Origin of the sequence: Bradyrhizobium sp. (assembly GCF_035570375.1) — a bacterium.
In the GTDB taxonomy this organism is placed as follows: Bacteria; Pseudomonadota; Alphaproteobacteria; order Rhizobiales; family Xanthobacteraceae; genus Bradyrhizobium.
In genome coordinates, this window is the sequence record NZ_DATMLW010000226.1 from 1 (window position 1) to 14,503 (window position 14,503).

Annotated in this window: 12 protein-coding genes and 2 pseudogenes; 5 read left to right on the plus strand and 9 right to left on the minus strand. The window is 59.1% G+C overall.

Annotation, left to right across the window (positions count from 1 at the left end; all coding sequences use genetic code 11):
• Positions 1-321 (plus strand): LysR substrate-binding domain-containing protein (locus VNX23_RS24735; protein ID WP_325634194.1); only part of this gene is annotated, 321 nt, incomplete at its 5' end.
• 636 nt (positions 322-957) lie between these two features.
• On the opposite strand, the pseudogene VNX23_RS24740 reads toward VNX23_RS24735, so the two are convergent.
• From VNX23_RS24740 to urtA, 9 genes and pseudogenes are all read right to left on the minus strand, one after another.
• A pseudogene (locus VNX23_RS24740) lies at positions 958-1,338 on the minus strand (DUF459 domain-containing protein); the annotation flags it as partial.
• Between the two features lie 282 nt (positions 1,339-1,620).
• Positions 1,621-2,127, minus strand: coding sequence for a fluoride efflux transporter CrcB (gene crcB, locus VNX23_RS24745; RefSeq protein WP_325634195.1), 507 nt, complete (start codon positions 2,125-2,127; stop codon positions 1,621-1,623).
• Between the two features lie 141 nt (positions 2,128-2,268).
• Positions 2,269-2,607 (minus strand): zinc ribbon domain-containing protein, encoded by a 339-nt coding sequence (locus VNX23_RS24750; RefSeq protein ID WP_325634196.1) that lies wholly within the window; start codon positions 2,605-2,607, stop codon positions 2,269-2,271.
• A gap of 97 nt (positions 2,608-2,704) precedes the next feature.
• Positions 2,705-3,934: a formamidase gene (fmdA, locus tag VNX23_RS24755; protein ID WP_325634197.1), complete on the minus strand. Its 1,230-nt coding sequence runs from the start codon at positions 3,932-3,934 to the stop codon at positions 2,705-2,707.
• Positions 3,935-3,969: 35 nt separating this feature from the next.
• Positions 3,970-4,659 carry an urea ABC transporter ATP-binding subunit UrtE gene (gene urtE / locus VNX23_RS24760; RefSeq protein WP_325634198.1) on the minus strand — a complete coding sequence of 230 codons (690 nt, stop codon included), beginning with the start codon at positions 4,657-4,659 and terminating at the stop codon, positions 3,970-3,972.
• Between the two features lie 18 nt (positions 4,660-4,677).
• On the minus strand, positions 4,678-5,433 hold the full coding sequence (gene urtD, locus VNX23_RS24765) for an urea ABC transporter ATP-binding protein UrtD (RefSeq protein WP_325634199.1): 756 nt from the start codon (positions 5,431-5,433) through the stop codon (positions 4,678-4,680).
• 10 nt (positions 5,434-5,443) lie between these two features.
• The gene (gene urtC / locus VNX23_RS24770; RefSeq protein WP_325634200.1) at positions 5,444-6,592 is read right to left on the minus strand and encodes an urea ABC transporter permease subunit UrtC; all 1,149 of its coding nucleotides are present in this window, start codon (positions 6,590-6,592) and stop codon (positions 5,444-5,446) included.
• A gap of 18 nt (positions 6,593-6,610) precedes the next feature.
• Entirely contained in the window at positions 6,611-7,537 is a 927-nt protein-coding gene (gene urtB / locus VNX23_RS24775; RefSeq protein WP_325634201.1) for an urea ABC transporter permease subunit UrtB, read from the minus strand.
• A gap of 95 nt (positions 7,538-7,632) precedes the next feature.
• Positions 7,633-8,895, minus strand: coding sequence for an urea ABC transporter substrate-binding protein (urtA, locus tag VNX23_RS24780; RefSeq protein WP_325634202.1), 1,263 nt, complete (start codon positions 8,893-8,895; stop codon positions 7,633-7,635).
• 160 nt (positions 8,896-9,055) lie between these two features.
• On the opposite strand from urtA, the gene VNX23_RS24785 reads away from it, so the two are divergent.
• From VNX23_RS24785 to VNX23_RS24800, 4 genes and pseudogenes are all read left to right on the plus strand, one after another.
• Complete coding sequence (locus VNX23_RS24785; protein ID WP_325634203.1) at positions 9,056-12,427, plus strand: ATP-binding protein; 3,372 nt, start codon at positions 9,056-9,058, stop codon at positions 12,425-12,427.
• Positions 12,417-13,343 carry a response regulator gene (locus VNX23_RS24790; protein WP_325634204.1) on the plus strand — a complete coding sequence of 309 codons (927 nt, stop codon included), beginning with the start codon at positions 12,417-12,419 and terminating at the stop codon, positions 13,341-13,343. Before VNX23_RS24785 ends, VNX23_RS24790 begins: the two co-directional genes overlap by 11 nt.
• Positions 13,344-13,644: 301 nt before the next feature.
• Complete coding sequence (locus VNX23_RS24795; protein ID WP_325634205.1) at positions 13,645-14,112, plus strand: hypothetical protein; 468 nt, start codon at positions 13,645-13,647, stop codon at positions 14,110-14,112.
• 30 nt (positions 14,113-14,142) lie between these two features.
• A pseudogene (locus VNX23_RS24800) lies at positions 14,143-14,503 on the plus strand (hypothetical protein); the annotation flags it as partial.

A 14,503-nucleotide genomic window follows, 5' to 3' on the forward strand; every position in this document is an offset into this window, starting at 1 on the left:
CTCATGATCTCGCTCGGCGTAACCGAGATCAAAAGCCGCTATTCGGGAGGATCATTGCTCAGCGCCATCAACTACATGAAACACACGGATGCGCTGACCATCCTTCCGCACAGCGCGATCTTCGCCTTTCGCAACGAAAAGACGATCACCGCGCTCCCGGTCGAGGTTCCACATCCCAAGCGCGCGCTCGGGCTTTTCAGGCGCGCGGAGGCGCCACACACGCCAGCTGTCGATGCCTTCGCTGCCCATATCCGAGTCAGTTTCGAAAAACTCCGCCTTTTAATAGCGCGCCATGAGCAAGCCGTGATCTGGCGCGCGTGAAATATGCGGAAGCCTAACCGCGCCGCCAAAGGCAATGGAATTCAGGCGTCTGCCTCGATCGGACTGAATGGCGGTCGTCCTCGAACAACGAGCTCCGACCGAAGTACGACGCGAGCGCGCCCGCCTCGCGCGTGTAGTAGTGGCCACGCGGCCACGGCGCCAACCAGCGCTACGAATTCCCGGCGCCTCATGAACCTTCTCCATTGCAAAACTCTTTTTGCGGGATGGGTCTCAAATTCTCCGAGCCGTAGGCGCGACGATTGAATAATGATGTGGGGGGCCACGTCGTCATGCGTCAAACTCACAGGCGATTCTGGTAGCGGGTTTGAGGCCCTATCAATCGGCGATTGTCGCTTGTTTCGTTCTTTGGCCTGAAATTAGCCGGCAGCACAATCGGCCATAACTGGCAGTGGGGAACCGAGACAATCGGCCTCTGCGCCCGACGGAACAGACGTCCGCAGGGTACGCGCGTCTTTTGCCGCCACGCGTTGCCGCGGCAAGGGAAGGCGGACCCTCAAGCCATCCTGTCTCTAGCGGCGATGCTTTTTCGGCTTTAGCGATCCCGCCGGCGCCATCGCCAGGGCGCTGGCATTGCGTGAGCCCTCGGGCGATACCGATGCAGGATTCGTACCCCGTGGCCTGTTCGCGTTCGGCCTCCCGGCGAGGCGAGGCAAAATCGTCCGCACGGCCGGCAGGCGGTGTCAAGGCTTCGCCCTTGACCAGCGTTCTGGCGGCGAGCGTGTCGACCGCGGCTGGCGGCGATCCCGGGCCGCCGAGTAGTTGATCGGTACCGACGGAAGAGTCGACTAGCGGCACGATCGGTCCTGCCATTGGCCGGGGCACAGGCTGGCCTGGGACCGCATTGGCGTCGGGCGTTGGCGGCTCGGTAGGCAGTGGAACCGGTGCGGTGCGCGCGGCTAAAAGCCGTGTGATTTCCCGTTCGACGTAGTGAGCGAGCTTGCGCGCACCGGGTTTTGTAAAATACACACCATCGGAGGAACGCAGCTGGCGGATTTGGGCCGTTGCCGACATCGCTAAGGGCGTCACACACCGCGATCGCTCGAGTTGCACGCATGCTTGCGGTTGCATCGCCAAGGCGGTGTTCGTTGCAAGCGCGCTGCGTGCGACAACGCTGGTGACCTCGAGTTGCGCAGCCTCATTGGCTCGGTGTGGATCGAGCCGAACAGCGCGAGCAAGCGACTGAGACACTGTGCCGGGACCGCCAAGTCCCGGTCCCCCAACGTGATCGATGGCGTCGACCAGCATCGAGAGAGGGCGCCCGGCTTTCCGATCCGGGACCTAAAATGCACGAGCCAGTGATAGGGCAATGATATGTCCTGCCCAAACCGCAAAGAGGCACAGGACAACCGACAGTCCGATATTCGCACCGGCTCTTAACCACTCGCCATCGTTCATTAGGCTTAGCGTCTGAAGGCTGAACGAAGAAAATGTGGTGTATCCGCCACAAATTCCGATCATTACGAATTGGCGAGCCGTCGTACCGACGAACATGCGCCCATCCGGACCCGTGAGGGTACCAAAGAGGCCGATAACTAGCGATCCGAGGATATTGATGATCAGGGTTCCCCAGGGAAACGTCTCGCCCATCAGGCGCGCCACGATTCCTGAACACCAATATCGGCCCATTCCTCCGAGCGCGCTGCCGACCGCGACTTCAATGTAGGCCCCGATCGAATCGGCAAGGCTAATTGCCAAGCTTATCGCCGAGGCGAAAGCAGCGGCACCAAAGGCGAGCTTTCTTCCAAGAAGAGGCCGTCGAGCTGTCTTTCGCAGTTCGGTTGACATTGTGAGGCGAGGCCCGCAAACCGTTCGCAGGGCGCGTGCGCGCGATCTACGGCAGACTCAGCGGGATCCTCTTGGCTTGCAATACGTGATTTCGCGTAAGGACACTCCCGACCGCGCGAGTCCGCAAGTTCCAGAATTCACTCAATGGCTGATCATCCACGGACGAGCGGTCGGAAAACTTTTCGCACCACTCCTGGTTTCCTTCACTGTGCGAGAAGGCTTACCCGAACAGCAGCCGCAACCAGGTGCATGCGAGGCCTTGAATTCACCGAGTGTTTTGGGGGCGTTGGCGTTGCGCTCGTTGGTGGCATAGGCCTTGCGCCTGTCCGAGGGCATGCAGAAGAAGTTCGGCGCCGTCAGCATGGCGCGGGGCGATGGGCTCGCGCATTTCGGGCAACTCTGCGGCGCGTCGCATTCCGCCATCGGCCGCATGTCGGTGAACGGGCCGCAATCGTTGCAGAGATAGTCGTAGACCGGCATTTCATTTCCTTGCGCGTTGAGGATCAAAGTAGCGACGACTGCGGATGCGGGGCGGCGAACCTGAAAGCCGACCCACATCCCATCGCGTGGGGAGGACCTACTTGTCCGGCGACAGCGGCATCTGGATGTCGCCCTTGATGTGTTTGATTGGACCGACTGACGACGGCATGATGTCGAAGTCGAAAATTTCGGTGGGCAACCACAGCGTGGCGCAGGCATTCGGAACGTCGACCACACCGGAGATATGGCCCTGGCAAGGTGCCGTCCCCAGGATCGAATAGGCTTGTGCGCCGGAATAGCCGAATTTTTTCAGGTATTCGATCGCGTTCAGGCAGGCCTGCCGATAGGCAATGTGCACGTCGAGGTAATGCTGCTTGCCTTGTTCATCGACCGAAATGCCCTCGAAGATCAAATAGTCCTTATAATTTGGGGTGATCGGCGACGGCTTGAACACCGGATTCTTGATGCCGTATTTGGCGACGCCGTCCTTGATGAGATCAACCTTCAGATGCAGCCAGCCGGCCATCTCGATCGCGCCGCAGAAGGTGATCTCACCATCGCCCTGGCTGAAATGTAGGTCACCCATCGAGAGCCCGCCACCCGGAACATAGACCGGGAAGTAGACCCTCGAGCCGCGCGACAAGTCCTTGATGTCGCAATTGCCGCCATGCTCGCGCGGCGGCACCGTACGCGCACCTTCGGCGCCGATCTTAGCCTTGACGTCGCCTTTCGCGCGGCCGCCGTGAGCGGTCGCGGCGAAGGGTGGATTTGCGAGGCCCGGCACCCGCGTCGGATTGGTAGCGATCAGCGCGGTCTCGCGCTCGTTCCATTTCGCCAGGAGCTTCGGATCGGGCAGACAGCCGATCAGGCCGGGATGGATAAGGCCCGCGAAACTCACGCCAGGAACGTGGCGCGACGAGGTGTAAAGACCATTGATGTCCCAGATCGACTTCTGTGCCAGAGGGAAATGATCGGTGAGAAAGCCGCCGCCGTTCTTCTTGGAGAAGAAGCCGTTGAAGCCCCAGAGGCTCTCTTTCAGCGGTCCCACGTCGAGCAGATCGACGACCAGCAAGTCACCGGGCTCTGCGCCCTTGACGCCGATCGGACCGGAGAGGAAATGCACGATCGACAGGTCGATATCGCGCACGTCGTCCGCCGAATTGTTGTTCTTGATGAAACCGCCGGTCCAGTCGTAGGTCTCGATGATGAAATCGTCGCCGGGATTGACCCAGGCCACGATCGGGATATCGGGGTGCCAGCGATTGTGGATCTTGTCGTTTTCGTAAGCTGACTTGGAAAGATCGACCTTAATCAGTGTCTCTGGCATCTAAAGCTCCCCTGTTTACAAGCCATAGTTAGGATTCAGACGGATAGATATTTGGAGATCTGCGCGGCATCGATGCCGTCGCGGGAATCGTCGCGCACGATCTCGCCATTCTCGATGACGAGCACGCGGTCGGCGATGTCGAGCGCGAAACTCAGCACCTGCTCGGACACCACGATCGACAGGCCGCGCTCGTCGCGAATGCGTTTGAGCGTGCGCGCCATGTCCTTGATGATCGAGGGCTGGATGCCTTCGGTCGGTTCGTCCAGCAGCAATACTTTCGGCTTGGTGGCGAGCGCACGCGCAATCGCGAGCTGCTGCTGCTGACCGCCGGAGAGATTGCCGCCGCGGCGGTTCTTCATTTCCAGAAGCACCGGGAACAATTCATAGATGCTGCCCGGCACTTCTGACTCGCCCGATACGATAAGGCCGGTTTCGATGTTTTCCTTCACCGTCATGGTGGAGAAGATCATCCGGCCTTGCGGCACATAGGCGAGGCCCTTTGCGACGCGCTCGTAGCTGGGAAGATTGCTGAGTTCGTTACCGTCCATCGTCACCGAACCGCTTTCGGCCGGCAGGATGCCCATCAGCGACTTCATAAGAGTCGTCTTGCCCATGCCATTGCGGCCCATGATCGCCACGATTTCGTTGGGCGCGACGGACACGTTCAGGCCATGCAGCACTTCGCTCTGGCCGTAGGCGACGTGAAGGTTCGAAATAGCCAGCATTAAAATGTTCCTTGCATCCTAGTGCCCGAGATAGACTTCGATGACCCTCGGGTCTTTCTTGACGTGTTCCATCGAGCCTTCCGACAAAATCTGACCCTGGTGCAGAACCGTGACCCTGTGCGCGATATCCTCGACGAATTTCATGTCGTGCTCGATCACCAGCACCGAGCGGTCCTTGATGATGCGATTGAGAAGTTCGGCCGTCTTGGCGCGCTCGCTGACGCTCATGCCGGCGACCGGTTCGTCGAGCATCAGGAGATCCGGGTCCTGGATCAGCAACATGCCGATTTCGAGCCATTGCTTCTGGCCGTGGCTGAGCTGGTCGGCGTAAGTATCGAGCCGATCCTTCAGGAAGATCATCTCGGCGACTTCCTCGACCCGTTCGCGAACCGCCGCGTCGCGCTGGAAGGTGAGCGAACCGAACACCGTGCGGCCCCGCGGATAAGAAATCTCCAGGTTTTCGAACACCGTGAGATCCTCGAACACTGACGGCGTCTGGAACTTGCGCCCCACGCCCGTCTTCACGATCTGGTTTTCCTTCAGCTTCGTCAGCTCTCTGCCGCGGAACTGGATCGAGCCCGACGTAGCCTTGGTCTTTCCGCAGATCAGATCGAGCACCGTGGTCTTGCCGGCGCCGTTGGGGCCGATGATGACCCTGATCTCGTTCTCCTCGACATAGAAGGACAAATTGTTGACGGCCTTGAAGCCATCGAAAGAGACGGTAAGTGCTTCGACCGCAAGCAGGAACTCCTTGGGCTGGTGACCTATGCGCATGATGATCTCCTCACTCCGCCGGCGCGCCGTCGGCGAGGGAATTGTCGCTCCAGCCTGCGCCCGGCTTCTTCACCCGCGCAGCAAGCAGGTGATCAATGCGGGGTTGAACGTAGTCCTGCCAAATACCGGAAAGGCCGTTCGGGAAGGCCAGCACGACGGCAATGAACAATGCGCCGAGGCCGAATAACCAGAGCTGAGGGAAGGATTCAGAGAGCGCCGTCTTGGCGAAGTTCACAACAAGCGAGCCATACACCGCGCCGAAGATCGACATGCGCCCGCCGACCGCCGTGTAGATCACCATTTCGATGGAAGGCACGATTCCGACAAAGGAGGGCGACATGAAACCGACCTCGAGCGTAAACAGCGCGCCGCCGATCGCGGCGAATACCGCGGCTGCGCAGAAGGCAAATATCTTGAAGTTGGCGACGCTATAGCCGGAGAAGCGGACGCGGTCTTCCTGTTCGCGCATCGCCACTAGAATGCGGCCAAGCTTGGTCAGGCGAACAAACTGTGCGGCGATAATGCAGGCAAACAGAAGCACGACCTCGACAAGATACAGGATGAACTTGGCGTGGTCGGTGCGGATATCCCAAGCGTGCAGTGTGCGCAGGTCCGTGATGCCGTTGATGCCGCCGGTATATCCCTGCTGACCGACGATCAGGATGGTCAGAATGGCCGCAATCGCCTGGGTGATGATTGCGAAATACACGCCACCGACCCGGCGCTTGAACATGGCCGCGCCGATGATGAAGGAGAAAAACGTCGGCACCAAAAGGATTGCAAGCAGCGTGAGCGGAAAGCTATGGAACGGCTTCCAGAAGAACGGCAGCTGGGTGAGCTGGTTCCAGTCCATGAAATCGGGAATACCCGGGGTCGACTGGATCTTGGTGTTCTCGACACTCGATGCCTCGAGCTTGAGATACATCGCCATGCAATAACCGCCGAGGCCGAAGAACACGCCCTGTCCCAGACTCAAAATGCCGCCATAGCCCCAACAGAGCACCAGTCCGATCGCGACGAACGCGTAAGTCAGATATTTGGCGACCAGGTTGAGCCGAAACACATCCAGCGACAGCGGTAGAATGAGGAAAAGCAGGATCGCGAGCGTCACGAAGCCGATGAGTTCTGATCGATTGAAGAAGCGCGAGTTGATGATCATAGCCGTGCTTTCTTGTTCTTATTTCCGGACTTTGAGGGCGAAGAGACCCTGCGGCCGCATCATCAGGATGGCGACGATGCCAAGTAGCGTCAGAACCTTAGCCATCGACCCCGACATGAAGAACTCCATGGTCGACTGTGCCTGTGAAATTGTGAAGGCGGATGCAATGGTTCCCGGCAAACTGGCGGCGCCGCCGAACACGACGACCAGGAAGGTATCGACGATGTAGAGCTGACCGGCCGTGGGCCCGGTGGAGCCGATCATGGTGAAGGCGCTGCCCGCTATTCCAGCAATGCCGCAACCAAGACCGAAAGTGTAGCGGTCGACCTTCTCGGTGTTGATGCCGACGGCACCCGCCATCACGCGGTTCTGCACCACGGCGCGCACTTGCCTGCCCCAGCGCGACTTGAACATGACGTAAGCGACCGCGCAGGTGATCAGTACGGTCAGACACATGACGAAGATGCCGTTGATCGGCACTTCGATCGAATCGGTGATTTGCTTGGAGCCCAGCATCCATTGCGGCAGCTCGACACCCACCTCGCGTGCGCCGAAGATCGATCGATAGGCCTGTTGCAGGATGAGACTGAGGCCCCAGGTCGCGAGTAGCGTATCGAGTGGACGTTTGTAGAGGTGACGTATCAGCGCCCATTCGACCAGCATTCCGAGTGAGCCGGACGCCATGAACGCCAATATCATGGCGATGAAGAAATATCCGCCAAATAGGCTTGGCAGATAGGCTTCAACGAAACTTGCGGTCATCCAGGTGACGTAAGCCCCCAAAATCATGAACTCGCCGTGCGCCATGTTGATGACGCCCATCTGCCCGAAGATGATGGCGAGCCCCAACGCCATCAGCACATAGACTGAAAACAGGATCAGCCCCGCAAAACCTTGCATCGCGAGAATGGCGCCGAGATCGCCAATCGAGTAATCGCCGAACATCGAACCGCTCTCCGTCGTCGGGAAGGCTCGCGTCGCGTGAGGTCGCGACGCGAGAAATCTTGGTTGAGAAGGTGCGGCGGTCAGGCGCGCGGCCCTCACTGATATCCTTTGGGGAACGGATCGGGTTCGACGAGATCGGCGGTCTCGTAGATCAGCTCATATTGGCCATCGACCTTGGCCCGGCCGACGCGTGTCTTCGACCAAAGGTGATGGTTTTCATGGATGCGGACATATCCTTCCGGCGCCCCCTTGAACTCCACGCCTGGGGAGGCCGCCGCGACCTTGTCGATGTCGAAGCTTCCGGCCTTTTCCACCGTCGCCTTCCACAGCCATGGGCCGAGGTAAGCGGCCTGGGTCACGTCGCCGATCACGGTCTTTTCGCCCCACATCTTCTTGAACGCCGGCACGAAGGTCTTGTTGTTCGTATTGTCGAGCGACTGGAAGTACTTCATGCAGGCATAGGCGCCCGCAATGTTTTCACCGCCGATGCCGTCGATCTCGTCCTCGGTCACCGAAATTGTCAGAAGCGTCTGCTTCGACAGGTCGATGCCTGCGGCTTTCAATTGCTTGTAGAACGCGACGTTCGATCCGCCGACGATAATGGCGTAGATCACGTCGGGCTTGGTCAACTTGATCTTGTTGATGACCGAGTTGAACTGGGTCGAGCCGAGCGGGAAGTACTCCTCGCCGACCACCTTGGATTCCTTCAGATGCCCCTCGATATGCTTGCGGGCGATCTTGTTGGAGGTACGCGGCCAGATGTAGTCGGACCCGAGCAGATAGAACGTCTTGGCGCCTTTGGTCTTGTTGACCCAGTCGAGACCGGCGATGATCTGTTGGGTCGCTTCCTGACCGGTGTAGATGACGTTCTTGGACTGCTCGAGACCTTCGTAGAAGGTCGGATAATAGAGCATGCCGTTATATTGCTCGAATACCGGCAGCACCGCCTTGCGCGAAGCCGAGGTCCAGCACCCCATGACGGCGGCGCATTTGTCGTTGACCAAGAGCTTCTTTGCTTTCTCTGCGAAGGTAGGCCAGTCGCTGGCACCGTCTTCCTGAATGAACTTGATCTTGCGGCCGAGCACGCCGCCGGCAGCATTGATCTGTTCGATTGCAAGCTTTTCGGCTTCCACCGAACCGGTTTCCGAAATCGCCATCGTGCCGGTCACGGAGTGAAGAATTCCCACCGTCACTTCATTATCGGTGACCGCGAGCCCCGTGGTATTTACCGCGGAGGTTGCGGGAACATCGGCCAGAGTCGGCCGCGGAAGCAGCGACATAGCGGGAATTGCAGCAATTCCCGCTAGCAGTTTGCGCCGTAGTGGCGACTTCAGGCCCCGCTTGATTTCGTCTGACATGAGCACCCCATTCGTGTTCGAGGACGGTTGTTGTCACGAAAGGATTGCCCGGATTGTGCAGCGCACAGATACGCAAGATTGCGTATATTGCACCGCAAAACAACGACGTAGATTTTGGCATCGGAGTTGCAACGAACCGGCTACAGATCGGGAGTGCAGAGTGGCAGGGCGGCAGGGGATTGATCGCGTCAGGCGCCAATATAATCAATGGGTTGCGAACCAGACGCTGGAGGATTACGCGCTCCGCTTCACCGCCAAGAGCGCCCGGCGTTGGTCTGCGGCGCGCGTTGCCAACACCGCGCTTGGCGCCATTTCTTTCCTCGCCTTGGAAGCGATCGGGGGAACCATTACGCTCAACTACGGCGTGACCAACGCCGCCGCCGCCATTATGGTCGTCAGCGTCATTATTTTCTGCTGCGGCCTTCCGATCGCCTACCACGCCGCGAAATGCGGCGTCGACATTGACCTCTTAACGCGCGGCGCCGGCTTCGGGTACATCGGGTCGACAGTCACCTCGCTGATCTATGCATCCTTCACCTTCATCTTCTTTGCAATCGAGGCCGTTATCCTCGCCAGTGCATTGGAGATGTGCTTCGGAATTCCGCGGCCCATCGGATACCTCATCAGCGCCATCGTCATCATCCCGCTGGTGACCTACGGCATCACGCTGATCAGCCGCTTTCAACTCTGGACTCAGCCGCTTTGGATCATTCTGCACGTCATCCCCTTTGCAGCGATCGCCTACGCCAATCCGCATTCCTTTACAGAGTGGACCAAGTTTGTGGGCGAACACGGTAACCCGTCCGGTCAGCTCGATCTGTTGCTGTTCGGTACTGCAGCCTCGGTCGTCTTCTCGCTGGTGGCGCAGATTGGCGAGCAGGTCGACTTCCTGCGCTTTCTTCCACGTGACCGCCGCACTTCGAAGAAATCCTGGTGGATCGCGCTGCTCAGCGCCGGTCCCGGCTGGATCATTCTTGGCGCGTTGAAACTGCTGGCGGGATCGTTCCTTGCCTTCTTCGCTCTCAACCACGGCGTTAACTATGAGCACGCGGCCGAGCCCGCGCATATGTATCTTCAGGCGTTCGGTTACGTGCTATCCGAGCCTGATCTTGCGTTGGCCCTCACCGGCGCTTTCGTGATCATCTCCCAGGTCAAGATCAACGTGACCAACGCTTATGCCGGTTCGATCGCGTGGTCGAATTTCTTCTCCCGATTGACCCATAGCCATCCCGGCCGCGTCGTCTGGCTGGTTTTCAACGTATTGGTCGCGCTCCTGCTGATGGAAATCGGCGTCTACAAGGCGCTGGAACAGACGCTTGCGCTTTACTCGAATGTCGCCATCGCCTGGGTCGGCGCGCTCGTCTCCGATCTCGTCGTCAACAAGCCGTTCGGGCTGCGCCCCCAGCACATGGAGTTCAAACGCGCCCATCTCTACGACATCAATCCAGTCGGCGTCGGTGCGATGTCCATCGCCACAATCGTTTCGATCAGCGCCTTCTATGGCCTGTTCGGACCAACGGCCAAAGCGTTGGCGCCGTTCGTCGCCCTGGCCGTGGCCTTCGTTGCCGCGCCGCTGATAGCTTTTGCGACGGGGGGAAAATACTACATTGCACGCAAACCGAAGCGGAGCTGGCAGAATATCGAGGCGATCCGGTGCTGCATCTGCGAGCACACTTTCGAACCGGAAGACATGGCCGCCTGCCCTGCCTATGCCGGGCCGATCTGCTCGCTATGTTGTTCGCTTGATGCGCGCTGTCACGACCTCTGCAAACCGCACGCCCGCATCCAGGCGCAAGTCGCCGAAAGTCTCGGCAAACTGCTGCCGCAGCCGATTTACGCTCATATCAATTCACAGGTCGGGCATTATCTCGGAGTCTTTGCGGTCTCGGCGGGATTGGTCGGCCTCACGCTTGGCCTGATCTATCTTCAGACATCGGCTACCACCAATGTCGACCACCTTTTGCTCTCCGACGTGCTTTGGAAGGTCTTCTTTGCACTGACGATCATCATCGGCGTCGTTGCATGGCTGTTTGTGCTGGCGCAGCAGAGCCGGCGCGCAGCGGAAGCGGAAACCCGGCGGCAAACCGCACTCCTGATTCAGGAAATCGACGCGCACAAGCGCACCGACGCCGAATTGCAGCGCGCCAAGGAGGTCGCGGAGTCTGCCAATCTCGCAAAAAGCCGTTATGTGGTGGGCTTGAGTCATGAATTGCGTTCGCCGCTGAACGCAATCAGCGGCTACGCGCAATTGCTTGAGCAGGATTCGAGCCTGCAGGCCAAGCCGAGCGACCAGGTGCGCGTGATTCGCCGCAGCGCCGATCACCTGTCAGGCCTGATTGACGGCATTCTCGATATTTCCAAGATCGAGGCTGGCCGGCTCTATCTGTCGCGGGACGAAGTTCGGCTGAGCGAATTTCTCGATCAGCTCGTCGGCATGTTCCGCCTGCAGGCCGCCGCCAAGGGCATCGATTTCATCTTCAAACGGCCAGCGGTGCTGCCGGTCGTCGTCTATGCCGACGAGAAGCGGCTGCGCCAGGTCTTGATCAACCTGCTGTCGAACGCGATCAAGTTCACGCAAGCCGGCAGGGTGAACTTCGTGGTGCACTACCGCAGTCCGGTCGCAGAGTTTGAAGTGACCGATACCGGCCCTGGCATTCAAACATCCGACCTTGAGCGGATCTTTGCGCCATTCGAACGCGGCGCAATCGGCGTCGCGCAGCCGCGAACCGGTACCGGCCTCGGCCTGACCATCAGCCGGTTGCTCGCGGGCGTGATGGGCGGTGACATCCAGGTTTCCAGCACTGTCGGCATCGGTAGCACGTTTCGGCTGAAAATCTTGCTGTCGGAAGTGACAAAGCCGACGCGCGTAGCGCCTGTCAAAGCACCGATCCTGGGTTATCATGGCCCACGCAGGACGATCCTGATCACCGACGACGATCCCGTTCAGCGCGACCTCTTGCGCGAAGTTTTGGCGCCATTGGGATTCATCATTCTGAGCGCGCCCGACGGCCCCGGTTGCCTCGCGCTTGCGCAGCATTGCCGGCCCGACCTTTTCTTGCTGGATATTTCGATGGCGGGCATGGACGGCTGGACCGTAGCCGAGACGCTGCGTTCAAGTGGGCATCATCAGGCCCGTATCCTGATGGTTTCGGCAAGCGCCTTGGAAGCACATGGTGCGCCGTTGGCGCAGCCCTTTCACGATGGTTATCTAATGAAGCCGATCGATATTCCGAGGCTATTGGAACTGATCCGCCAGCTTCTCAAGATCGAATGGCAACACTCCAACGAGCAGGTTGTACCCCCGCGCTGGCATCCAGGCAGCGGCCCTCGACCGTCCACGGAACACATCGAGGAACTCATCGGTCTCGGGAAGCTGGGTTACATTCGAGCGATCCAGGTCAAACTAGATGAAATCGGTGCCGATTTTCCCGAACACACCGCCTTTGTCTCGCAAATGCGCTCCCTGATCGACTGCTTCGATCTTGATCAGTATATGGCAACCCTGAAGACGCTGCACAGCCATGATCACTGAATCAAAAAAGCGCGATGTGGCCCTCGTCGTCGATGACTCGCCTGAAACGTTGCGCCTGCTCACCGATGCACTCGACAACGTCGGCATGACCGTGATGGTTGCCCTTGACGGCACGGCCGCCATGCGAATCGTCGACCAGATCACGCCCGATATCATTCTGCTCGACGCAGTTATGCCCGGCATGGATGGCTTTGAGACTTGCCGTCGTCTCAAGCGTGAAACAGGCCTGAGCAATGTGCCGGTGATCTTCATGACCGGTCTGGCCGAGACCGAGCACATCGTAAGCGGACTAGAAGCCGGGGGCGTCGATTATGTCACCAAGCCGATCGCCATTGAGGAAATGCTGGCGCGGATTCGTGTCCATCTGGCCAATGCGCGGCTGACCCAGAGCGCGCGGGCGGCGCTCGATGTGTCTGGCCGGTTTTTGCTCGCTATCAGCAAGCAGGGCAAGTTGGTCTGGGCGACACCGCAAGCCCAGAGGTTATTGTCGGAAAGTCTCGCTTCCGGGACAGGCGACGAATTCGTGCTGCCCGAACCCATGATGCAATGGCTTGAGCAGGCGCAGAAGGGCAAGGCCAAAGCAAAAACCCAGGCCTTATCCTTCCCCGAGAATGAGCAGCTTCGGCTGCAATACATGGGAAAACTCGGGCCGAATGAATTTCTGCTGCGCCTGGCAAAAGACACGAGTGCTGACATGCCCGCGGAATTTTCCAGTGAACTCGGGTTGACGACACGCGAGGGCGAGGTGTTGTCTTGGTTGAGCAAGGGAAAGACCAACCGCGACATCGCCCAGATCCTGGGCTTAAGCCCCAGAACGGTGGATAAACATCTCGAACAAATCTACGCCAAGCTTGGCGTCGAAAATCGCACCGCTGCTGCTGCAATCGCGACGAACACGAACCGGCGCAATTCATAGTCGCTAATCTTCGACCGTGGCAATCCCCGAGCCTTGCCATAGGTACAAGAATTCGCATCCGCTTGATGTCGGCTTTGGGTCCACGCGTCACTTTGAGCGCGCGCCGCTCACTTCCGGTCTTGCACCGGCGCGACGCCTTTGACCCAAATAGCCGGCGGATCATGCATCGCACCCAGGTCAAGGGCGACGCGAGGCCGGTCTGATGCGCAAATTCGGCATCTCCAACCCGGTCCTGCTAATCATCTGTCTGAAGGCGCACCTCTTCATCGCGCTCATTTGATGATTGCAGTGGAATCATCAAATGGGCAGCAGATTTGTCAAAGATTGCGCGATCCTTTTGCCAAAAGTTCTGAAGCTGTCGGAATCCGGCTGTCGTGACAGCGACGGACCGGATGGAAACCGCCCAGTTGCTAAGTGTGACACCGGAGCCCAAATGCGACGCACGCTTTTCGCTGCTTTCCTATGCCTTGCTCTCGCTGATTCGACCGCTGCCCTGCAACAGCAGCCGACCGCCGTTCCGGTCGGCGTCGTCAGAGCGGCACATAAGCTGATCGCTCGCAGGACTGACTTCGTTGGCCGGGTCGAGGCGATCAGTCGGGTTGAAATTCGCGCGCGGATCACCGGTTTTCTGGACGAGCTGCTGTTCAAAGAAGGCGACCTGATCAAGGCGGGAGCGCCGCATTACCGTATCGAGAAGGGATTGCTCAAGGCCCAGATCGAGCAAGCGGAAGGCGCCCTGGAGCGGAGCAAAGCCGCGAAAATGGCATGAAGTAGCAGTGGCCCTGTTCAGGAATTGATTGTGACGCGCAATCTCACGGTGCTTGTTCTCGTCGCTCTGGCGTTCATGCTCGCAGCCTGCGCCGGACGTCCCGCGCAAGGCGTCCTCATTTCAACCGCCGGAATTGCCGGAACCTCGCTCGTTCCGATTTACGCCGTCACCAATCGCGAGCGCTCGACCACCGATCCCGGCGAGATGTTCAGCGGTGAACGCGCTGCGGAGACATCCTACGCCGCGATCGCCGTCTCGATCCCACCCGACACAGCGCGGAAAGTCGGAGAGGTCCAGTGGCCAGCGTCGCTGCCGGGAAATCCGGCAACGGATTTCATGACCGTGTCGGCCGACTACATCGACAAGCCGCGCTTCGCAGCCTCCATCGCCG